The sequence below is a fragment of the Botrimarina colliarenosi genome (assembly GCF_007859955.1).
GTDB lineage: Bacteria > Planctomycetota > Planctomycetia > Pirellulales > Lacipirellulaceae > Botrimarina > Botrimarina colliarenosi.
The window spans coordinates 220,217-242,980 of record NZ_SJPR01000003.1 but is presented as its reverse complement, the minus strand read 5'-3'; the positions used below and the strand labels follow the sequence as shown (position 1 = coordinate 242,980).

At 65.8% G+C, this 22,764-nt stretch carries 14 protein-coding genes; 7 read left to right on the top strand and 7 right to left on the bottom strand.

All coding sequences use genetic code 11. The features are described from left to right. Positions 1 to 78: 78 nt before the first annotated feature. Entirely contained in the window at positions 79 to 897 is an 819-nt protein-coding gene (locus Pla108_RS12665) for a prohibitin family protein (RefSeq protein ID WP_146445320.1), read from the bottom strand. A 272-nt stretch (positions 898 to 1,169) separates the two neighbouring features. Between Pla108_RS12665 and Pla108_RS12660 the strand changes: the two genes are divergently transcribed. The 5 genes from Pla108_RS12660 to Pla108_RS12640 all read left to right on the top strand — a co-directional run bounded on the left by Pla108_RS12660 (position 1,170) and on the right by Pla108_RS12640 (position 7,388). Beyond that, positions 1,170 to 2,699: an OprO/OprP family phosphate-selective porin gene (locus Pla108_RS12660; protein ID WP_231934473.1), complete on the top strand. Its 1,530-nt coding sequence runs from the start codon at positions 1,170 to 1,172 to the stop codon at positions 2,697 to 2,699. A gap of 97 nt (positions 2,700 to 2,796) precedes the next feature. Further along, on the top strand, positions 2,797 to 3,333 hold the full coding sequence (locus Pla108_RS12655) for a hypothetical protein (protein ID WP_146445319.1): 537 nt from the start codon (positions 2,797 to 2,799) through the stop codon (positions 3,331 to 3,333). Positions 3,334 to 3,583: 250 nt separating this feature from the next. Continuing rightward, positions 3,584 to 4,252 (top strand): phosphate signaling complex protein PhoU, encoded by a 669-nt coding sequence (gene phoU, locus Pla108_RS12650; protein ID WP_146445318.1) that lies wholly within the window; start codon positions 3,584 to 3,586, stop codon positions 4,250 to 4,252. A gap of 359 nt (positions 4,253 to 4,611) precedes the next feature. Then, complete coding sequence (locus tag Pla108_RS12645; protein WP_146445317.1) at positions 4,612 to 5,079, top strand: BlaI/MecI/CopY family transcriptional regulator; 468 nt, start codon at positions 4,612 to 4,614, stop codon at positions 5,077 to 5,079. Next, entirely contained in the window at positions 5,076 to 7,388 is a 2,313-nt protein-coding gene (locus Pla108_RS12640; RefSeq protein ID WP_146445316.1) for a M56 family metallopeptidase, read from the top strand. Before Pla108_RS12645 ends, Pla108_RS12640 begins: the two co-directional genes overlap by 4 nt. Before the next feature lie 99 nt (positions 7,389 to 7,487). On the opposite strand, the gene Pla108_RS12635 is transcribed toward Pla108_RS12640, so the two are convergent. After that, a complete protein-coding gene (locus tag Pla108_RS12635; RefSeq protein ID WP_146445315.1) occupies positions 7,488 to 8,387 on the bottom strand; it encodes an endonuclease/exonuclease/phosphatase family protein in 900 nt (299 codons plus the stop codon). Positions 8,388 to 8,666: 279 nt separating this feature from the next. On the opposite strand from Pla108_RS12635, the gene Pla108_RS12630 reads away from it, so the two are divergent. Continuing rightward, positions 8,667 to 9,209 (top strand): hypothetical protein, encoded by a 543-nt coding sequence (locus Pla108_RS12630; protein ID WP_146445314.1) that lies wholly within the window; start codon positions 8,667 to 8,669, stop codon positions 9,207 to 9,209. An 89-nt stretch (positions 9,210 to 9,298) separates the two neighbouring features. Here Pla108_RS12630 and Pla108_RS12625 read toward each other — a convergent pair whose 3' ends face one another. The 3 genes from Pla108_RS12625 to Pla108_RS12615 all read right to left on the bottom strand — a co-directional run bounded on the left by Pla108_RS12625 (position 9,299) and on the right by Pla108_RS12615 (position 17,937). After that, positions 9,299 to 11,839 carry a tetratricopeptide repeat protein gene (locus tag Pla108_RS12625; protein WP_146445313.1) on the bottom strand — a complete coding sequence of 847 codons (2,541 nt, stop codon included), beginning with the start codon at positions 11,837 to 11,839 and terminating at the stop codon, positions 9,299 to 9,301. 282 nt (positions 11,840 to 12,121) lie between these two features. Next, complete coding sequence (locus tag Pla108_RS12620) at positions 12,122 to 16,225, bottom strand: choice-of-anchor Q domain-containing protein (protein WP_197526517.1); 4,104 nt, start codon at positions 16,223 to 16,225, stop codon at positions 12,122 to 12,124. A gap of 197 nt (positions 16,226 to 16,422) precedes the next feature. After that, positions 16,423 to 17,937, bottom strand: a complete 1,515-nt coding sequence (locus Pla108_RS12615) for a sigma-70 family RNA polymerase sigma factor (RefSeq protein WP_390615774.1) — start codon at positions 17,935 to 17,937, stop codon at positions 16,423 to 16,425. A 1,730-nt stretch (positions 17,938 to 19,667) separates the two neighbouring features. Between Pla108_RS12615 and Pla108_RS12610 the strand changes: the two genes are divergently transcribed. After that, positions 19,668 to 20,195 (top strand): hypothetical protein, encoded by a 528-nt coding sequence (locus Pla108_RS12610; protein ID WP_146445311.1) that lies wholly within the window; start codon positions 19,668 to 19,670, stop codon positions 20,193 to 20,195. Positions 20,196 to 20,258: 63 nt separating this feature from the next. Here Pla108_RS12610 and Pla108_RS12605 read toward each other — a convergent pair whose 3' ends face one another. After that, positions 20,259 to 21,413, bottom strand: coding sequence for a glycosyltransferase (locus tag Pla108_RS12605; protein ID WP_146445310.1), 1,155 nt, complete (start codon positions 21,411 to 21,413; stop codon positions 20,259 to 20,261). Next, entirely contained in the window at positions 21,410 to 22,753 is a 1,344-nt protein-coding gene (locus tag Pla108_RS12600) for a hypothetical protein (protein WP_146445309.1), read from the bottom strand. Before Pla108_RS12600 ends, Pla108_RS12605 begins: the two co-directional genes overlap by 4 nt. Positions 22,754 to 22,764: the final 11 nt, after the last annotated feature.

The window sequence follows — 22,764 nt, the reverse complement described above, 5'->3', positions numbered from 1 at the left end:
GCGTCCTCCAACCGTTGGGAACGATCTCGAGACTCTCTTGTCAGCCCCGCCGGCTTGTCAGCCCCGCCGGGCCTCGAGTTAGTTGGCCGTGGGGACCGGCATGATCGGCATCGGCAACTCGCCGCCGGAGTAGATCGGCAGTTTGCCGTCCCACTTCTCGATAGCGCGGAGTTGCAGCAACTCGGGGCTGATCGTGTCGCGGAGCAGTTTTTGAGCCTCCGACTCGGCCCGGGCGCGTTCCAGTTCGGCGTCCGCCTTGCCCTTGGCCTCGGCCTGGGCTTGGTCGGCCTCGATGCGGACGCGTTCCAGCTCGTTCGACGCCCGCAGCACCGCCTGTTGGGCGACCTGCTTCTGCTCGATCGCGTCGTTGAACACCGACGAGAACTGGAAATCGATGATCGAAAGGTCGGTCGGGATGATGTGCTTCGTCTGCAGCCGTTCAACGAGGTCGTCTTCCATCACCTTCGCGACGGTGGCTCGCAGGGTGATGAGCTCCTCGGCGGTGTACCTCGCGGTGGTCGCCTTGATCGACTCCTGCAGCGCCGGCTCGACGATCCGTGTGTCGTACTCCAGGCCGAGCTGCTCGTAGAGCTTGTCGCCCGCGTCCCGGTCGATGCGGTAGTTGAGCACGATTTTTGACGTGACGATCTGCAGGTCCTTGCTGCTGGCGGTGGCGTCGGCCTCGACCTTCTTGATGCGGGTCTCCAGCGGGATCACCTGCGTCACGAACGGGATCTTGGCGTGTAGCCCCGGTTCAAGGACGCCCTCCTGCACCGCCCCGAACCGCGTCACCACGCCAACATTGCCCGACTCGACGGTGACAAACGACTGGAAGGCGAGCGCCGCGACGATCACGAGGACGGCCAGAGCGCCGACGGCGTAGGAGTTGTTCTGCATGGATTTCTCTCGGTGCAAGGTGATGGACGCCCCCAAGGGTACGCCGATTGACGCCGGGCTGCCGCGGATCGACCCCGGTTCTTCGCCGTGCTAGCGGTGACCTTGCCGGTATTCGGGGATACCGGGGCGTCGAAACCTCGCTTCGCCGAAGACGAGCCCCCTGCAATTGATCCAAAGCGCACGACCGGTCCGAAACTACCAGATAGCCCCCAACTCACGGGGGGGCGGGTCAGGGAAGACTCGTCGATGGGGGCGTTCATGAAGGGAATCGGGTGCTAACAAAAGGTCACTGGCTCGCACGGGGAGCGGCAACGCTCGCCCTCACCCTCGGACTGCCGGCCGCCGGGCTAGCGCAGGGCGACATCGGCTGGACACTCGACCCGACCCCGCTCCAAGCGACCACCGGCTTAACGCATCACAGCGGCGTGGTGCTGGCGTCGCTCACCGACGGCGGCGACAGCGGCGTGGCCTCGGACGACGCGGCGCTCAGCGCCCGCCTCGAAGCGCTCGAAGCGAAGCACGACGACCTCGAGTCGGCCTACGAATCGCTCGAGAAGAGCCTCAAGGGCTACGCCCAGACGGGGCATTCGAGTTCGACGATGAAGATCAGCGGCCGCATCCACGCCGACTTGTGGGGCTTCCCCGGCGACTCGCCCGGCGTCGATGGCTTCGAGTCGGACGACCCGAACCTGTCGCCCCAGGACCGCATCGAGTTCCGCCGCGTCCGCTTCGGCGTGGCCGGCGATCTGCCTTCGAACATGGTCTACAAGATCGAGATGGAGTTCGCCGGCGGCGACGACAGCCAGTTCCGCGACGTCTACCTCGGTTGGGACGAGTTGCCCGTCTTCCAGATGCTGCTACTGGGCAACCAGAAGCGTCCGTACGGACTCGATCACATCAACAGCAGCCGCTACAACGTCTTCATTGAACGCCCGTTCGTCATCGAAGGCTTCAACCAAGACTCGCGGCGATTCGGCCTGCAGTCGTACGGTTTCTCGGAAGACCTCGCCTGGAACTGGCGCTACGGCGTCTTCAATCAACGGTTGATCCAGGACGAAGGGAAGTACGTCAGCGATCACTGGCAAGGACAGATCGCCGGTCGGCTCGCCAACACGATCTGGTACGACGAGGCGTCCGACGGCCGTGGCTACGCCCACTGGGCCGTCTCGGGCACCTGGGCCGACACCGATCAGAACGCCAACGACGAGAACTTCGCCGATTCGGGGATCGACGAGGCGCGGTTCCGCACCCGCCCCGAGGCCCGCACCGACAGCCGCTGGCTCGATACGGGCGTCATCGCCGGCTCGCAAGATTACTCGCTCCTCGGCCTGGAAGCCGTCATGAACGTCGGCCCCTGCCAACTGGTGGCGGAGCACCAACAGGTGTGGCTTAACCGGCTCGACAACCGCCAAGTCAACTTCCACGGAAGCTACGCCTACCTCTCGTACTTCTTTACCGGCGAGCACATGCCGTGGGACCGCGAGACCGGGGCGCTCGACCGGATCACGCCGTTCGAGAACTTCTTCTTGGTCGACACCTGTCGCGGCGGCTGCGGCCACGGCATGGGCGCCTGGCAAATCGCGGCCCGCTGGTCGTACGCCGACTTCGCCGATCAAGACATCCAGGGGGGCGTCGGTGAGAGCTTCACGCTCGGCCTCAACTGGTACTGGACCGCCTACTCGCGGATGCAGTTCAACTACCTCTACGGCGAGATCGATCAGAACGACCTCAACGCCGCCGCCGGGGCGCCAAACTTCGGCAACTACCAGGTCCTCGGCGCCCGCTTCATGGTCGATTTCTGAGCATAGTCGATTACCGAGCGTCGGCGGCCCCCGCTTTCAACGCTCCGGCGATACAGAAGCCGCTGCTGCGATACCAAGCCTCTAACGATTCTGACCGATGAATTCTCCGAACCAACGCTTCCTCCTCGGTCTTGTCGCGTTGATGGCGGTTGTTCACTTGGTCGGCCTCGGCGTCACCGCGTCAGCGGCGCCTTTCTGCGCTGACAAAACGAACTGTCCCGCTTGCTGCGACGGCAAGTCGGTCTGTTTCGCGACGCAAGAAGTCGGCAAAGAAGAGAAGCACTGCTGGTGCGTCGAGTGCAAGGAAATCGCGGTGCCGCGGGTGCGCTGCCCCTGGGAACCGGGCGGGTCGCCGCTGACGTGTTTCGACTGGCTGAAGGGTCGCCACAGCGCCGCCTGTTGCTCCGCTTGTGGCGACAAGGCATGCGGCGTTTGCGAATCGTGTTGTCACAGCGGTTGCTGTGACAGGCAAACGCCTTGCGGCGAAGTAAAGCGCGTCGCCGTGCTGACGAAGAAGAAGTACGAGGTTGATGTCCGCCAATGGAAGTGGGAGATCCGCCGCCTTCCGCCGTGTTGCTGCGCCGCGTGCGGCTGCGGCGCTGGGTCGGGCTGCGGGTGCGTAATCGACGAGTGATCGGCGCCGCCTGCTAGCATCGATGGAGTGGTCTCGTCTCAGCGACACAACCCGCGCAGCCCGACCCAGGTCGAACGCAGGCCCCAGCACGGATCACGCTTCTGCGCAGATTGATCTCGCCTTGAGGCGGGAACTGACCTATTATGAAGGCAGTGTTAAGCGTTTATGAAGACGATCCCGACGGGCGGGATCGATCTCAAACGCCATCGACGCGCGTCTTCGCCCGTCAACCGCCGAGGTCTGCCCCGCGATGAGTAAGTTCCTAGAGCGTCACCTGACCGAAGTCGAGCACGCCCTGTCCCTCCAGGCGGACGCGGTCGAGCGGATGGTCCAGGCCGCCTACGAAGGGCTCCGCGAGCGCTGCCTCGGGACCGCTGCGGCGGTGCTCGATAGCGAAGCAGAGCTCAACCGCAGCGAGGTCGACATCGAAGAAAGGTGCCTCGAGCTGCTTGCGCTCCACCAGCCCGTGGCGGTCGACCTGCGCCGCGTCGCGGCCACGCTGAAGATCAATGGCGACCTTGAGCGGATCGGCGACTTGGCCCTCAACCTGGCCGAGCGGACCGAAGACCTCGCCCGCATCCCGCACGTCGCGGTGCCGGCGGAGCTCGAGACGATGGTCGAGCGCGCGATCGAGATGCTCCGCGACGCCCACTCGGCGTTCGTCCACGTCGATGAGGAGCTGGCCCGCAGCGTGCGCCTCCGCGACGACGAGGTCGACGCCCTCAACCGCGGCATCATCGCCAGCCTGACCAAGCAGATGGCGGCCGAGCCGCAGCAGGTCGAAGGGCTGCTGCACGTCTTCAGCGCGTCGCGCATCATCGAACGGATCGCCGACCACGCCACGAACATCGCCGAGGACGTGATGTACCTCGCCAAGGGCGAGATCACCCGCCACCGCTGGGTGAAACAGTCGGCCTGAGCCGGGTTACCGGTTCTCTTGCGGGCTTCGCGCGTTCGAGTTCGAACGAGGCGTGCCCGTTGCCCGTTGCTCGGTTTCGCAACGAGAGGCTTGCCGTTGATGTGGCGCTGCCCGAGGCTAGCGCCTGCGGCTGAAGAGGCGGCCTGCCCACTAGCCGTTTTGGCGCTAGCCACGGTTCTTGGTGATTCAACCGGGGCTAGCGCCCAATCGGCTAATCCTATGGAAGCTGTCGGAAGCGATCAGCCTCCACGACGTTGTTTTGCCCCGGTGAGATCCAACGCAAGAAAACTGTTGACACAACGACTACAAATGTAGTCCTATGACAACTCAGCGTTGTCGCCTCCGCCTACGGTTCCGTCATGGCCGCCGAAAAACACGAACCTCCCGCGCTCTCCCCCACCGAGTGGGAGGTCATGAAGGTCCTCTGGGAGCGGGGCCCGCTCGCCGCCCGGGACGTCTTCGCCGGCCTTCCGCGCGACGCCCGCGGCAAGCCGGTCCACGACTGGGCTTACCGCACCGTCAAGACGCTCCTGTCGCGCCTCGTGGCGAAGGGCGCGCTCGACTACGAACAGGTTGGCAATTCGTATCTCTACCGCGCAGCGGTCGCCCAAGAAGCGATGGCCCGCCAAGAGGTGGGCGGCCTCCTCGACCGCTTGACCAGCCACACCGGCGCGGCGGGACGGAAGGTTGTTTCGACCGTGCTCGCTCAATTCCTCGGTGACGCCGAACTGAGCGACGACGAGGTCCGCCAGTTGCAAGCGGCGCTCGAACGGAATCGCAGGGCCGCGCCGGGCAAGCCACCGCGACGCGGGGGGCGCTCGAAATGACGCTGGAATACGTCGTCGCCGCGACGCTCGAATGGCTCGCCGTCGCGAGCTGGCAACTAGCGATCTTCATCGGTCTGGTGGCTTGCGCCGTGGCGCTGCTCCGCAAGGCGTCGCCCCGCTTGCGGCACGGCCTATGGCTGTTGGTCTTCATCAAAGCGCTGTTGCCAACGACGCTCGGCGGCGAGTTGCTCAACGCCCCGTGGGCCGTCGGTCAGTGGGGCGTTCGCCCGCTTGAGCAACAACTGCCGGCCGCGGCGCGCCAGTTCGTCGCAACCGATACGCCGGTGGAAAGCCCCGTCTCGCCGACGCCGGCGCCGACATCGACACCCGCCACTCAACCGGCAGCTGCAAATCGCGTTGATCCCGCTACTCGAAGCATCAATCCTTACGCCGCCACGCTCTTTGGCCTCTGGGCCGGCGGCGTCACGACGGTTCTGGGGGGCGTCGCGATCGGTTACCTCGGGCTGGTTCGGGAGGTGCGTCGGCTCCGGTCGGTCGAAGAAGGGCCGGTGCGAATCGCGTTAGAACGCGCGGCGCTGGCCGTCGGCGTGACCGACGCACAGAAGATTGATCTGCGGATCACCGACCGACCGGCGGGGACGTTCCTCTTCGGCGTCCGGCGGCCCACGATCGTCCTGCCACAGGCCGCCGTCGATCAACTGGCGCCCGATGAGATTCTCGGCGTCCTCGCCCATGAGTTGGTCCACTGGCGCCGCCGCGACACGCTGGTCGGCTGGCTCCAGGCCGTCGTGGGGGCGCTCTTCTGGTTCCATCCCTTGGTGTGGTGGGCGTCGGCCCGGCTCCGCGAAGAGCGGGAGCGTTGCTGCGACGATGCGGTGCTCCGCCACGCCGTCAGCGACCGCGACACCTACGGCGAGGCGATCGTCCGCTCGCTCACGATTGGCCGTGGCCGCCCGATCGGCCTCGCTAAGCCGACCCCGCTCGCCGCGGCGGGGCTGGTCGGCGTTTTTGAACGCGGCGCCACCCTTCAACAACGACTGGAGGACGTGATGAACTTCCGACCCACGCGGCAAAAATTCGGCTGGCGTTCGATGGCGACGCTCGTCCTGTTCGGCCTGATATTCCTGCCGATGGCCGGTTCGAGCCTTGCTCAGTTGGCGCCCGGCGATACCGAACTCGTCACGCTGAGCCTCGATGACGCCGCCGAGTCGGCGACCCGGATCGAGACCGACCGCGACGTCAAAGTCGAGGGCGCCGCTTCGACGCGGATCACCACCCAATGGCCCACGACGGTCTGCCTCGCCGAGGTGGAGAAGCCCGACGTCGACGGCACCCAGCTCGTCTACACCGCGCAGGTGAAGTCCGACCTCGACCAGAGCGCGTCGCTCGAGATGTGGGCGCACGTCGATGGGGGCACGTACTTCTCGCGCAACCCGCAGGTCGCCGTGTTCGGCAAGAGCGACTGGAAGCGACTCGAGATCCCCTTCTTCTTCAAAGCGGGGCAGCGGCCCGACAAGGTGACGCTCAACGTCATCATCGGCGGGCCGGGGACCGTCTGGGTTGATGACATCCGTCTGCTCAAGCGTCCGCTGCCGGGCGGCTTTGGCGCCGCGGCGCCGGCGAACGAGAAGCTGTCGCCGGTTAAGAAGGAGGTTGCCGACAAGGCGCCGGTTGTTGAAACCCCTTACCCGCAGATCGTTGAGTCGATCCCCGAGTTCGGCGCGACCGACGTCGACCCTTCGCTCGACACGATCCGCGTCACCTTCGACCGCGATATGAGCACGCCCGGCATGAGTTGGACCGGCGGCGGCGAGGACTTCCCCGACATCGACAAGAGCCGCCAAGCCGAGTGGATCGACGCCCGCATCTGTGTGTTGCCGGTGCGGCTCGCCAAAGCCAAGTTCTACCGCGTCGGCGTCAACTCGAAGAGCTTCCAGAATTTCAAGAGCGCCGACGGCAAGCCGGCCGAGCACCGCGTCTTGTCGTTCGCCACCGCCGGGGCGAAGCGCTCGGTGCAGCGCAAGGCGCACATCCCCGAGATCGCCGAGCTCTCCCCCGCCAACGGCGACGGTGACGTCGACCCCGACACCAAGACGATCTCCGTCACGTTCGACACCAAGATGGGGGGCGGCATGTCGTGGGTCCGCACCGGCGGCTGGTTCCCCGGCGCCGAGGACGGCCGCGCCTGGTGGAGCAAGGACGGCCGCACCTGCACGCTGCCGGTCGCGTTGGAGCCGGGCGTCACCTACCAGCTCAGCCTCAACGGCTCGCACTACGTCAACTTCCAGAGCCAACACGGCGTGCCGGCGCCTACTACCGTGTGGAGCTTTACGACGGAGGCGGAGTGAACCGCTGTAGGGTCCGCTGTGCGGACCGTAGCTGGCGGCCGGAACCCTGGACACGCCGCAGCGTCCCACTCACGGTCCGCACAGCGGACCCTACAAGGACTACTCCTTCCACTCGAGCGTCGCGGTCACTGGGTAATGGTCCGACGGGTAGCGACCCGTGTAGCTAGTGCGGACGATCGCCGCGTCGGTAGCGCGAAGCTCCGACGTGTGCAAGACGTAGTCGATCCGCGAGCCCTCGTCGCCGCCGCGAAAATCGTGGTACGTCCGTTCGTTCGGGCCCCGCCCAGGAAAGACCTCTCGGTAAGCGTCGACGAGTAGGTCCGAATCACCGACGAGGCGGCGGATCGAAGCGGTCTCTTCGGTCTGGTTGAGATCCCCCATCACGATGGCCGGCGCGTCGCCGCCGAGGGTCGGCAAACGCTCGCGGATCAATTGGGCCGCGTGCAGCCGGGCCTCCTCCGAGACGTGGTCCCAGTGCGTGTTGAGCACCAACAGCTCGCGGCCTGCGGCGGCGCGATCTCGCAGCACGGCCCACGTCGCCACGCGCGGGCAAGCGGCGCCGGGGAAGGTGCTCGGCTCGTCGGGCGTTTCGCTGAGCCAGAACGTGCCGTCGGCGACGCGCTCGAATCGGTCACGCCGGTAGTAGATCGCCGAGTGCTCGCCGGCCTCGACGCCATCATCACGGCCAACGCCAACGAAGCCGTGGCCCGGCAGCGCCGCGTCGAGCTCCCGCACCTGGTTGCGGTACGCCTCCTGAACGCCCAGCAAGTCGGGGTCGGCCTCCCGCACGAGCCGCAGCGTCAGCTCACGTCGGTGCGCGCCGTCTTTTCGCAGCCACCCCGTCGGCTTGTCGGTCGCGACGCCGCCGTCGAAGTCGCCGCGCACGTTGAACGACATGACCGTGAAGGGCTTCGGCGTTAACGGCTTGGCAGCACGCACGTCGGCGTTCGTGACCAGAGTGGCGGCGATGAGCAGCAAGAAGCTAGCAAGATGTTTCATAGAGTTCCGTATTCGCGAGTCCGTAATGGCGAGCAAGCGCTCGCAGGCCTCGTCAAAGATTAGCCTGTTTTTCTCTGCGAACGACGGGGTGGTCCTTCGGCGACCTCGCTGCCGGCCTTCCGCCCAGCAACGGGCTCGTCGGGCGACCAATCACGCGACGCACGCCGAACGGCACGTCGATTGCAGCTGATTCTCTTCGCTCGGGGCGTTTCCGCTGGACCATCAATGTCCCCGTAACAACCCGCAACCCGATTTTCTACCAAACCGAGGAGCCTCGTCATGCCCGTCGCGCCAGAACCAATGCCGCAGCCCACCGACCCGGTCGGGCCGACGATCGAGGGGCGGGTCGCCTTCTATGATACCGCCGAACAGTCGCGGATCGCGACGAAGCTCCTTGTGAACCAGGGATTCGCCGCCGAGCAGATCTATGTCCTTTGTTCGGACGAGACGCGGCGTGAGGAGTTCCGCTCGCGGCTGATGCCCCCCGGCGCGCCGCAACTCAACACCGCTCCCTCGGTCGTGGCCGCGGCCGGCGCGTCGATCGGAGTCGCCCTCGGCGCCGCGACGGCCATCGTCGCTTGGCCGATCGCCGTCGTCACGGCGGGGGTCGGCGGCCTCGCCGGCGGCACGATTGGCGCGATGCTCGGCTCCGCTACCTATCACGACGACGAACAGACCGACCGGCTCGTCGAGCTCTACGACGAGCAGATCAACAGCGGAGCGATCGTCGTCGTCGTCACCCCAACCGAAAACGACGACAAAGCCAAGATGGAGTACGCGGCGGAGTTGCTGCAGCAAGCCGCTATTCCGATGGAGGGCTGAGGGTCCGATGGAGGGCTGAGGGACCCTGCCGACGCAACGTGCCTTGTCGTTAAAGCCCGTTTCGATCAAGCCCGTTTCGTGCAAACCCGTTATGACTTGCGAGCGGCGATCGCCGCTTCGAGTAAGGGGGTCTTGTCGCCCGGCAGAAGTATCAGCCGCTCGGCGAGTTCGACGAGGCGACCGCTGTACATCTCCGTACGATCGGCCGTCAGGAGCAAGAGCGCGGCCTTGAGGTCGGGTTCGGCCTCAAGGAAGTAGGCTCGCAGAGCAAGCTCTTTCTCGGGCAGGTCGCCGGCAAGCAAGCGGCCGATCTCGCCGAACGTTCCGCCCTGCTTGCTGTACGCCTCGACCGCCTGACGGCGATATTCGGCGGCGTCGCTGTCGCCCGCCGTGGCGGCGGCGAGACAGGTCCACAACCATGCGTCGGGCTGATTGATCGCTTCCAGATCGCCCGTGAGCTCAGCAGCGGTGGCGGTGTCGCCGGACAGCAAGGCGTTGACTTGCATCACACCGGCGCGCCTTGCTTGGTCGGTAAGAGTTGTGGCGGCTTCGATCGCGGCGGGATAGTCGCCTTCGAGACGGAGGAGCAGCACCTGCGTGAGGACGTTGAGTTGGTAAGGGTCTTTCGGCCATTCCTCCGCGACCTTTGCGGCGAACGCTTGCTGCGACTGACGCGCGGCGTCGAGGTCGCCTCGCGCCGCTTCGCTCGCCATCATTAGCTCGGTCGCAAGAAGGTTCAAAGGCGATTCGGCGATCGCCGTCTGCAACTCGCGCTCCAACTCGTCCCGACGATCGACGCCGGCAAGCAAACGGCGACGCATCTGGACGGCCCGGAAGTTTTCTGGCTCAACCGTAAGGACGCGGTCGGTCGCCTCGAGAGCGGCTCCGAAGTCACCCGTCGCCATCTCCATGTAGGCTTTCCCGAGGAGCGTCATGACATGGTCCGCGTCGACCTCCAGAGCCCGCTCGTAGAGCGGCCTCGAACGATCGGCGTAGCTCTCTAAACGGGCCCGAAGGTACATCAGGTCGGGGTCCTCGGGCGACATCTTGAGCAACCCGTCATACCTGGCTGGCAGGTCGCGTTGGCCATTCAATTCGGCCAAACGCTGATAGAACCGGTGCCATTCGACATCGATCGGCTGGTGATCCAGCCGCGCCGCAAGGAACGCCTCGCCCCGCGCGAGGGCGTCGTGTTCCGTCAGGGCGCCGAAATAAACCCCGAGGAGGTCTTCGCTCTCATCCACGGCCAAGAGATGCGACTCGATGAAGTCGAGGACCTCCGGCCGCTCTAGTTGATCGGGGAAGTTGAAGAACAAGACTTCGGGATCGATCTCGACCATACCGACCCGCGACTTGGTGACCTCTTCCCGATCGATCTCGATCTCGGCCGGGAAGTCCACAAAGTGATAATCCGCGTTGTCGAACGTGTGGCTCGGCTCACCGATAACCACCTCGAAGGCGTTGTCGCGGTCGACGGGGACTTCGCTGTAGACGGTCTCCTCGTAGAGAACCATGGCGGAACGGGTCGGATCGACGACGGTTGCCGGCTTCCGCAGCCAGCGCGAGAACCGCCCCGGGTTGACCGAGAAGGGGGTCTCTCCCGCGTGCTCTGGCGGATCGACGACCCGAGCCACGTGCTCTCCGACGGGAAGCTTTAGCACCGACCAACGGCCGGGCAGAATGCGCGACGACTCGCCATCATCCACCGCCACCGAGATCGGCTTCGGCAATCCATTCACCACATAGGTCAGCGACCCGGCGACGTGGGCGTCGTAGGCGAATAGCGCCGCGGCGATCGCCACCGCTCCAGCGCCCACCCAAACGGCGCGGTTCTCCCACCAGCCGACGGGCGCCGCCAACGTCCCGGGCCGCTCTCCCGTCGTTTCCTCGACTTTTTTCGCCAACTGACGAAACCCCTTCTCCTTGCGGGCGTTCGGCGCCACGTCGCTGACACGGCGGAGCAGTTCGGCCGCCGTGGCGGGGTCGTTCTGCTTCTCAAATTCGGTTGCCAACGCAAACAGAATCGCCGGGGCGACTTGGCCGCCCCCTTTCTCGAACTCGTCGAGCCGCTTGCGGGCCTCTTCCGGCTTGCCCTCCCGGAGGAAGGCGACCGCCGACGCGTGCTGCGCCAGTGGGTTGGTGGAGTCGGCCTGGTAAGCCAGGTGGAAACGCTCGTTGGACCGCTGCGTCTCACCGATCTCTTCGAGCGAGTTGCCGAGGTAGACCTGTACGTCGGCGTTTTCCGGGAACCGCTCGGAGAGCGTTTCGACCATCTTCGCCGCGGCCGCTCGTTCGCCCGCCGAGGCGAGCGTGGCGTGCATGGCGATCGCCTTCTCGATATCGTCGGGCGCCGCTTCGTAAGCGGCGACCGCCTCGCGGATCGCCTTGCCCCGCTGTTCTTCCCAGACCGAGTGATTCAGAACATGGTGGCGTCGGCAGGCGGGGCAATCATCAACCACCCGCTTCTTCCCCAACGGGATCAGGGGAATGTACAAGACGCAAAAGCAGAGTCGCGTGTCGTACGACTTTAGCTCCACCTCGCGACCGCAACTGCCGCAGACGCCCTGGTGCTTCTCGAGGTTCTGCTTGCCGTAGTAGTTGGTTCCAATCCCATTGACGGTGTAAGGCATCGCAACATCGGCGGCTTGAGTACAACGGAAGGCCGAGACGGCGCCGTGCCGGCAAACGACGAGAAAGAGGATAAGCGGGCGTCCGCAAGTGAGCAACCAAACTCTCAGCTCGCACGGATCGGACCCATGACGCTGAGAGCCTCTCCAAGAACGCCGGCGCCGCTACGGCCATCATCACGGCAAGCGTCGGCGGGACGATTGGCGCGATGCTCGGCGCACTGACCTATCACGCCGACGAAGCGACCGACCGGCTCGTTAGTCCGCGAATCGCTGCGTAGCGTCTCAAAAAGCAGCGGTAAACCGATCGAATCGGTCGACAAGCGATGCGGACGCGAAAGCTTCATCGATCAATTCGGGCGACGAATCGTCATCGGTAGGGACGGGAGTCAGATCGCTCTCAGCACCGACGGCCTCAGCACCTTCGGTTCCGACTCTCACCGCGAGCAAGAGGAGTTGCTGAGCGGCATCCAACTCTCGCAGGGTCGGCAGGCTGGCCGGCTTACTCAGCGTGAACGAGGACCTCGATTCGGGCGTCTGCTGCACTAAACCAAGCGACGGCGCTACGTCGGCTTCGTAGGCGCCGATGTCGATCCGCATGGCGCCAGAGCCGCCATCAAGCACACGCGGATAGCCCTCGCCGCGTTGGTCGACGTCACCGACGAAAGTCAGCGGAGGTAAGCCACCCCCCGGTGAGTAGTTCCACGGCACGGCGACGCGGGCCGGGTCGCCGGCGTCGATCGCGGGGCTGCCGGCGAGTAGGGCGTGCGTCCACGTCGGTCCGCCGTTGTCCTGCAGCGGTCCGAGCAGCGGGTCGACGCCCAGCAGGTTGCCGACGCCCGTCGCCGCGTCGACGCCCGAGTCAGTTGCGTCGCCCAGCAGCGAGTAGTCGACCGTCAGCGTGCCGGTCCCTGCGCGGTAGAGGTCGGGGCCGCCGTCGGGCGCCGTGTTGCCGGCGAGGATGGTCCCATCCAAGGATACGCCGGCCGTGGCGTAGACGCCGCCACCTAGTGAGTCGGCCGTATTGTTGGCGATCGTGCTATGCGTCGCCGTGAGCGTCTTCGTGTAGACGCCGCCACCCGCCGCGCCGACGCCCTCCGCGCGGTTACCGCTAACCGTGCTTTGAACGAGATCGAGTCGGTCCGTAGCGTAAATCCCGCCACCCTGAGCGCCGTCGTCAGTAGCGGCGTTATCGCTGACTGTGCTGCCGTAAAGCGAGACGCGGTAGCCATACATGCCCGCTCCCCTTGAAACGGCGGCGCCAGGAAGCGGAGCGAGGGCATTCTCCGTGACGGTCGAGTTCACCAGGACGATTTGGGAGCCGAAGTCCCCGTAAACCCCGCCGTGGTTGCCGTGGATCTTGCTGGAGTCGATGACGACCGCGGTACCCGCTCCCCAGACACCATACCCCTGGTTCTCCGAGATTTCACTGCGCACCACTTCGCCCATAAAAAGAAAGGCCCCGATCCCTTGGTTACGACTGATCAAGCTGTCGATGATTGAGGTCGCCGCCACGCCGTTGATCGCATTGTCGATGACTTGCGATCGGAGGAGCGTGACGGTACCGGGAGAATAGTTGTTAGCCACCCGTGCATTAGCGGGCCCCGTGTTCCCGGACAGGACGCTGTCGGTGAATGTCGCCGCGTACCGTAGTGACCCGTTCGAAAACTGAATCCCGTTGAGTACGGTGGCGATAGCCTCGTTAGAACTGCCCGGGTCTATCGCGTTGTTACTGATCGACGTGGCCTGGATGTCGATCGATCCCAGCGAATAGATTGCCGACGCGGTTTGCGCGCTCGTGTTGAAACTGATGTCTGACTGCTGGGAAGAAACGACTATCGTCTCCGCCGTCGGGGCCGTAAAGCTGCCGGAGCTTCGACCCAGGGCATAAACTCCCGCCCCTTGATTGGCGGAGTTCGAGCGAACGTAGCTCTCGACGAGCGAAACCTTTCCTTGAGCGTAGATCCCGCCCCCCAGACCCGTCCCCGTATTGCGTTCGATACGACTGCGGAGGGCCGAGACGTCGCCGGCGGCGTCGATCCCTACTCTTTGGTTGTCGCTCACTTGGCCGTCGATCAGGGTCACCGAGCCCGGAAAGACGATCTCTCCGTAGTAGTTCTTGCTGACAGCTGTTTTGATGCCGGTGCTTTGCCCCGCGACGACTTGCGAGTTCTCCAGCGTCACGTCGCCGATCGCGTCAATTCCGTAGCCTTTCGAGCCGCTTATGCTGCTATCGATCAGTCGCACGCCCGACGGGATTGGGTTGGTGTAATAGGACGGTAAAGCCCGTACCGCAACGCCGACCCCCGGGGCCCCGATGATGTTGCTCCGCAGCAGCTCGACGCTCTCGTTGGAACGGACCGCGTCGCTCGCGGGAAATAAATGTTGCAGTCCGCTCAGGTCCATAACGGTGTCAACGAATCGGATCGGACCTCGGCTGTAGACGGAGTTTTTGCTTGCTGAGGTCCCCTCGGCGATCAGCGTCGACTTAATAAAGGTCAGCGACGCTTCGAGGGGGGCGTTAACGATGAAGCCGCCACGCTTGCTGTTCAGCGTAATGCCAGCGAAGGTCACATCGAGCTGGTGCGAGCCGCTTGGCCCATCGTAGACATCGAAGAGCTGGGGGGGGCCACTCACGGATGACCGGATCGTCACCCCCTCTTCCAAGGAGCGGGCGTCGATCGTCAGGTCCGCGCTAATCTGGTAAACGGGGGCAGGCGCCCCGAATCCTCCCGTAAAAAGCTGCGTGATCACCCCGCCGGAGAGCGAGGCATCGAACGTAATCGTGTCGACCCACGACGCGGCATTCGCGTAGCGGATCGCCTCGCGCAGGGTCGTGCGGCCGTTGTAGATGTCGCCGTCATCGTCATCCGCCAAGTCGTTGACGACCGGCTCTCCGACGAGGTAGCGGGCGCCGTAGCGGTTGCGCCACAGAGCGAGGTCGGTCTCGTCGACGACGCCGTCGCCCGTGGCGTCGCCGGCGGTCAGCGGCGCGACGCTCACGCCGGCGCTGTCACGCCAGACGGTATAGTCGGCGGCGTCGAAACGGCCGTCGCCGTTGAAGTCGCCCGGCGCCGTGGTGACCGGCCCCTGCGACTCGAACGCCCCGATGTCGATCCGCCCGCCGGCGACACGCTGGTAGAGCCCGCCGCGCTGGTCGGTCTCGCCCGGCGCCGCGACGTAGTCGGCGTCGCCCGCGTCAATCACGCGGCTGCCGGGGAGCGGTGCATGGGTTGGCGTCGGCCCGCCGTGGTCAGCGAGCGGCGCAAGCCGAGGGTCGAATGGCGTTTGCTCACCGCCGATTTGATTCCCGTTCTCGCCATCAACGAGGACGAGGCCGTTGAAGGGGAGTTGATCGTCGAAGCCGATCAGGCTGTTGGTGACATCCAGCACTCGATACAGGTCCTGCCTCAAGGCGCCGGACGTCCTTTCTTCGGTTCCGGCGACAATCGAGTGGTCGATCGACACTCTCCCCTGAGAGCTTGAGGTAATGGCGCTGGCAACACCGACGCTGAACCCGACACGGCTCCCGTAAACGGTCGAGTGGCTTAGCGCCAGGTAGCCGGCGTTGAAGATCGCCCCTCCCTGATTGGCCTCGTTGTTTGAGAACGTGCTCGTCTCGATGCTCGCTCGACTGGGGCCGTGGTCGACATAGACGGCGCCCCCCTGGGAACTGGATCCCGTCGCTCCGTTTTCGGCGAACGTGCTGCCGGAGATAGTGAGGACGCCCCCCGTGCTGTTGCTGAGGATCGCTCCTCCGCCGTAGCTTGATTGGTTGTCGCGAAAGTAACTCGACGACACCGACAGCAGCATCCCTGAGGAGGAGATCGCTCCGCCATTATTGGCGTAGTTACCCTGAAAGTTGCTGCCGACGACCGTCAACTGGCCGCTGCTATTGATCGCCCCGCCCGACTGTGTCGCGATAGGCGCGTTAAACCGCTGTCCGTTGTCAACGAAATCGCAGTCCGTGACGGTCAACGACTCGGCGTTCGTCAGGGCGGACCTGTCCCCGACGTTTCGGAGAGTGAGCCCCGACAGGGAGACATCGACTTTCGTCGCCGCTTTGCCGTCGTTGATGACAAGAATGCTGAACGCCGCTTGCTGGGTCAGCGTTTGCTTCTGCCCGTCGAGCGCCAACAGCTCCGCTCCCGGCCCGGCGATCGACAACGCGTCGGTGATCGTCGGCAACTGACTATTCAGCAGGATTGCCTGCGGCGTCGAGAACAGCGTCTCGTCAAAGACAATCTCGTCCGCCACGCCGGCCGACGCGTTCGCCAGATCGATCGCCTCGCGGAGCGAGCCCGCGCCGGCGTCGGCCGTCGAGCTGACGACGTAGGTCGCCAGCAGCCGGCGGTCCTCCAACGCTTCGCAGCGCAGGCGGCTCCGCAACCGCGGGGAAGAGCTTTGACTAGAAGAACGACGAGGCATCGGAAACCCCTTCCACTGCGACGCTTTCAGAACGGGTCCTCAGGATAACCCAAACCGGCACGTCACCTTGCGGTAACCAACAGAAAAAGGCCCCCGCCGCTATCGCGACGGGGGCCTTTCGTTAGGTCGATTCTTCTAGTCGTCTTCTAGAGCGCGCCTCAGTCGAGGAAGCCCACCAGCTCCGCACTGCGGCTCGGCTGTTGCAGCTTGCGGACCGCCTTCGCTTCGATCTGGCGGATCCGCTCGCGGGTCACTTTGAAGATGTGGCCCACTTCTTCGAGCGTGTAGCTGTAGCCGTCGCCCAGGCCGTAACGGAGCTTGATGATCTCACGCTCACGGTAGCTGAGCGTCTTGAGGACATCGGTGATGCGGCCGCGGAGCATCTCTTGAGCCGCGCCGTTGGCGGGGCTCTCGGCGCCGTTGTCCGGCAGGAGGTCGCCGAACTGGCTGTCCTCGCTGTTGCCGACCGGACGGTCGAGGCTGATCGGGTAGCGGCTCATCGCCAGGACGCGACGCGCCTCGTCGATCGTGCAGTCGGCCGCCTTGGCGGTCTCCTCGAGCGTCGGCTCGCGGCCCAGCTTCTGTAGCAGGGCGCGGGAGACGTTCCGCACGCGGCTCATGGTCTCGACCATGTGGACCGGGATGCGGATCGTGCGGCTCTGGTCGGCCACGGCGCGGGTGATCGCCTGGCGGATCCACCACGTCGCGTACGTGCAGAACTTGAAGCCGCGGCGGTACTCGAACTTATCGACGGCCCGCATCAGGCCGGCGTTGCCTTCCTGGATCAGGTCGAGGAACGACAGGCCGCGGTTGCGGTACTTCTTGGCGATCGAGACGACCAGACGCAGGTTGCCCTCCGAGAGGCCCCGCTTGGCGCGTTGGTACTCGGTGTGGACCCGGCGGAGCTGGCGGACACGGTTGCGGAGGCTGGTGGGCGTCTCTTGGAGCGAACGCAGGATCGTGCGGTACTCCATGATGACCGGCTTGCGCTCGGACATTGGCCGACGGTTCTTCCGCATCTGCGTCATCTGCGAGCGGAGCTGCTCGACACGGCGGTGGAACTTGCGGAGCTCGTTGATCATCGGCTCGATCCGCTGCGTGCGGAGGCCGAGCTCTTCGATCAACTTGACCGCGCGACAACGCCGGCGGCCGAGCCGCTCCCAGGCGTCCTTGCGGGCCTGGGGCTTCGCCGACTTGGTCGTGGCGAGGCGGTAGTCGTCGGTGTTCTGGTCCAGCAACACCTGAAGCGTCTTCAGGTTGTGCGGCAGACGGCCGAGGATCTGGTCCTTCTCCAGACGGTCGGTGACGCTCACCTGCACCGTGCGGTCGAAGGGGAGCTCGCCCTTGTGGACGCGGTCGAGCGTCTTGAAGGCGGCCCGCATCACGTAGTCGCACGCCAACAGCTTGCGGCGGAACGCAGTGCGCGTGACCTCGATGCGGCGGGCGAGGCAGATCTCTTCCTTGCGGGTCAGCAGCGGGATCTCGCCCATCTGCGTCAGGTACATCCGCACGGGGTCGTCCGACCACGAGTCGTTCGACTCGCCCTCGAAGAGGCTGGCGCCCTCGTCGTCGTCATCGTCGTCGTCACGGTTGGCGCCCGTGGTGACGGCCGAGCGTAGCGACGCCTCGTCGTCTCCCGAGTCCTCGTCACGAGCCGAACGGCGGCCCCCCAGCTCGGGGTCGACGGCGTCCTCAAGATCACTGTCTATCAGTGCTTCGTACAAAGCTCTCGCTCCCAACGCGTTTCGAAAATGGCGGTCGAGGGGGCGGTTCGCCCTTCGCCGACCGGATAGTCCTAAGGAAGATTCAGGGAAACCGTGCTGCCGAACCTGTCGGGCGACCGGGACAACGCCCGACCGACCCGCCTGTGATTCTACTCAGCTGCCTCGGCCCTGTTTCATTTGTCGCCGGGGTTCCGTCCCCTCTTTGGAGGCCAGCGGCCCGAGACATTCGTCTGCGGCGCCACGGGGCTCGGCGGAGAAAAGCCGACTGATGCGTCGACTTGGGGTACGCACCCACGGCGGGTACTGCTCTGTCTAAAACCGAAAAAACTCCAGCTACTCACGTCCCGTGACGGCGCCGCCAGCAAATCTTCGCCGCTGGCGTTGCGGCAGGGACAGGTTCCTCTTCAGTCGTCGCTAGTTGTCGCTAAGGGGTGATCTTGTCCGACGAGGTTGTCGTCGCAGCATTGTGCGTTGCAGTCACGGCGTTGTCACCGCAGCGTTGTCACCGCAGCGTTGTCACCGCAGCGTTGTCGACACGGCGGCTCGCCCCGTGTGTTTACCCGTCGACTAACGGCATCGACGGGCGGCATCGACGGGAAGACTCGGTGGCTAGTTAGTGGGGTTGGGGACGCGCCGGGTTGGGAATGTCGGAGCCGATTCGCTATGTAGTCTAACACCTTGCCAGATCGAGGCTTATGGACACGCCCAGTTGGCAAGAGATTGCCTCTGGGGCGACCTTGCTTGCTAGGTGAGCGGCGCCCCTTCGGCGGAGTCTGCCGCCTCGCGACGTTCGTCCTCGCAACGTTCGTCACCGGCGGTCATGCGTCGCCGACGGTCTCGAACTCACCTCAGCAAAGCGGCCGATAGGGCTACGGCTCGCGACCTTCTCCTTTTCAGGGCCTTTAGGCAGGGGACGACGGCAGCAAGCCGCCCTCGTTTGTCCGACGAATTCCTTTCCGGCGCGTTATCGTTCAGCAATCTCCTATCCGACGACAGTTGGGGGTGGGACGTTGGGGCGGGGTCGATGCGCGGTCGATCGGTCGGGATCACCCACGCAGGCGTCTCGCGACACCAACGTCAGCACGCTTGCCGTAGGAAACAAAACCACGGGAAACGGGGGCCATCACTTCATTCACGCAACCAAACCTTCGAAGCCGCTAGTCGAAGCCTTCGTCCCCCCTACGCCTTCTCTTTCGCCCGGCGTGCTTTTTCCAGCGCGGCTGTCACCGACGGATGGAGACCGCGGACGAATGGATACTCGTGGGGAGGGGTACTGACTCGCGGTTCGGTGGGTTGGTCCGGGTTGCAGCGCGGGGAGCGTCGGCTAGGCGGGTTGGTCTCGCTCGCGGGTCGGAGTCGTCATGCCCTGCGGCGTTCGACTCTCGGTTGGCGGCCGTCCCCTTGGGAGGTTCGCTGCGATCGGCTCCATCGATCGTATAATTTTATTCGCGGGCGTCGCCGGGTCTAGTCTTTGGGGGTGGAATTCCTTGACAAACACCGACTCGACACTTCGCTACGGCAACGCCGCCACTGCCCCGCCGCCGCCACACCATCGTGGCTTGCTGACCACGTGGCTTGCTGACCACCCCGTCGCCATTGATGATGGGGTGCTGTCCGGAAGCCCGCGTGTCCGCTTCCCAACGCGCCGATTCCCCGCTGACCGAAGAAGAGCCGCGACTGTGAGCGTTCGCTACCTCCTCCCCTGCTCGTGCGGCCAATCGATCCCCGTCTCGGCAAGCCAGGCGGGCGGCCGGGTCACGTGTGAATGCGGCGCCGAGCGCGAGGCGCCCCGGTTGCGGGAATTACGGCAGCTGCCAACCGACCAACCCGAGGCCAAAGCGACCGCCGGCTGGGGATTCCGCCAAGGGGTGCTCAGCGCGGGGCTCGTCATTGCCGGCCTGCTTGCCGGCGTGGCGGGGTGGTTTGCCGCCATTGAGCCGGCAGCCCCGGAGCCGTTTGACGCGGCGGCCCGTCAGGCGGCGGTTGAACAAGGCCTCGACGCGATGCCCCCGGTCGGTCTCTGGCAGCTGCAGAAGACATACTACGAGCCGCTGGTCCGCAACGGGTTCGAAGTCGCCCAGTCGCCGCAGGACCAAGCGATCCTCGCCCGCATCGACCAATGCCGGCTCTACCGCAACAGCCTGCTCGCCGCCGCCGGCGTCGTCGCGGCGCTCGCGGTCGGCGCCTTTGTCGCGTTGCCCCGGTGACGCCAGTCGTCGCTGCATCGGCTCAACGACGTTGACTCATTGGCGACAAATGCTGGCGACTTCTCAACGCGTCATCATCTCTTCGAGGACGTCCGCCATCTGAGCGCCGATCGCGTTCCAGCGGAAGTCGAGCACCCGCCGCCGCCCCGCCGCCCGCAGACGCTCGGCTAGGTCGGTGTCGGTCAGCACGCTCTCGATCCGCTCGGCTAGCGCGTCGACGTCCTCGATCGGCGCGATGAGCGCCGCGTCGCCCGCCACTTCGGGCAAGGCGCAGCAGTCGGCCGCCACGACCGGTGTTCCTGACGCCATCGCCTCGATCATCGGGATGCCAAACGACTCGCAGAGGCTCATCAGCGGCATCGCCCGCGCCTCGGCAAACGCCTCCTCGACGCGTTGGTCGGAGACCCGCCCCTCGACGTGGACCGCCGAGCCGACGCCCAACTGGTCCGCCAGCCGCCGCAGCTCGGCGATGTAGTCGGCCGAACCGGCGCCCAGCACGTGGTACTCGAGCGTCTCGAGCCCCGGCCGCTGGCGCAGCTTGGCGAGGGCCTCCACCACCAGCGACTGGCGCTTGTACGGCCAGACGTTGCTGACGGTCACGATCTTCAGCGGCCGCTCGGCCAGCGGCGTCAGCTCTCCTTGCGAGCGCTCGACCCAGTTCTCGGGGACGCCGTTGTAGAAGACGACCGACCGCTTCGGCCGCACGCCATGCCAGCCGCAGATCAGCTCTTCGAGGTAGTGGCTCGTCCAGCCGCAGACGTCGGCCTCCTGCAGCGCCCGCTTGTTGGCGCGGCGTTTGAACCACATCGCAATGCGTTCTTTCAGGGTGTCCCACGCCTCGGGCCGGTACGGGAACGGGTCCTGGTAGTGCGCCAACGTCGGCAGCCGCAGCCCCGGGATGACCATCCCGTTGAGCTGGAAGACCGCGTCGCACGCCCCCTGCCGGAGGTCGGTCGCCAGTTGACCCCGCTCGTAGCGTGAGCGCCAGATCGGGTCGGCCGCCCGGGCCGGGACCCAGTGCACCTCGACGTTGGCGGGCAGCTGCTCGTGGAGGAACTCGCTCTGCAGCTTGTGGTCGCGGATCACGCCGAGCCGCACCCGCCAGTCGGGCCGCGCCTGCGCCACCGAGCGGACGATCTCACGCCCGACGGTGTAGCCGCCCCCGGTGCCGATCGACAGGCCGTTGACGAAGAGGTATCGGGTCGCCGCTTGAGTCATCGGAGGAGCCGTTCGCGTTGTTCGCGGTCGAGGGGTCGCCAACTGGAGGCCAACCGTGGCGTCGCCACGGCGTGGAGCAGCTCCAGCGTCGCTTTATCAAAGGTCCACTGCACCGAGCGTAGCAGCCGCGACGCCTCGACGAGTAGCGCCGCGTCGGTCTCGGCGACGCGCCAGCCGCCCCACCGCCGCATCTTGGGGTACTTCTCGAAGAGCCGCTGCAACCGGGGGTCCCCCTGCCCCACCCGCTCCTTGTTGCGGCACGCGGTGCAAACCCCCTCGGGGCAAGCCGTCGGAGAGACCTGCTGATCGCACAGCCGGCAACGGACCCGCTTGGTCGTCAGCACCGACGCCGCCGTGATCGGACAGTCCGACAGGTGCTCGGCGTCGGCCCACTGGCCGGTCGCCACGCATTGGCCCAGCCGCGATCGGACGCGCCGCTCACCACTCACGCAGCAGGTCGCCAGCTCCTCGGCGGCGGCGATCTCCCCTTCCGAGTCGGTCGCCAGATGGAAGGTCTCGACGCCCGTCTGCGGGCAAACGACGGCGGGCGCCGTGAGCGTCTGAGCCCAGCCATCGAACGGCGCGTCGATCGACTTGTCGCCGAACTCGAACCGCAGCCGACCCCACGCCCGCTTCGCCCAGACGATCGTCACCAGCGCCGGCGGGTCGGCTTCTCCGCCCGCCGCGCGCTTCGCCGAGTCGGTCATCCGGTCGAGCCGCGCCTCGTCGATCCGCGGCGCCGGTTCCCCGATCGGGGCGATGCGATCGACTCCCAACCGCTGCACCTTGCCCCAGTCGACCGGCGCGCCCAGCTCGTCGAAGAACCGGTGCGTGACCTGCTGCGAGCCGTCGTCGGCCAACTTGATCCAGGTGAGCCGCACCAGCGGGACGTCGTCGAAGTGGCAGCCCGCCAGGTGGGCCTGTCCGCCGTCGAGTTGGTAGGCCGAGAAAAGCCGCGCCGAAAGGTCGTGCACCGCGGTCGGCTGGCTCACCGGCCGGGCGTGGGTCACGCCGGGGCGCTCGACGAGCCGCTGGACCAGCTCTTGCAGCAGGTCGGCCGGCGTTGTGGTGGTGAAGGGCTCGATCGGCTCGGGGTCGGGCCCGGCGGCGTCGGCCTTCGACTGGCGCCGGCGGAACCAGCTCCGCCGCAGCGACGACTCGCCCACGGGCGGCTCGGGGTCGGTCGCCTCGTCGATCGCTTCGACCCGGTAAACCTTGCCGTCGAAGGCGACGCGCACGCCCAGCTCGTCGGCCGCCCAGGCGGCCAGCGCGGTCCACGACTCGCCGCCGACGGCGGTCGGCGCGGGGGCGGTTTCGGCGTTGACGGTCTCGGCAGCCAAGGTCCTAGCGG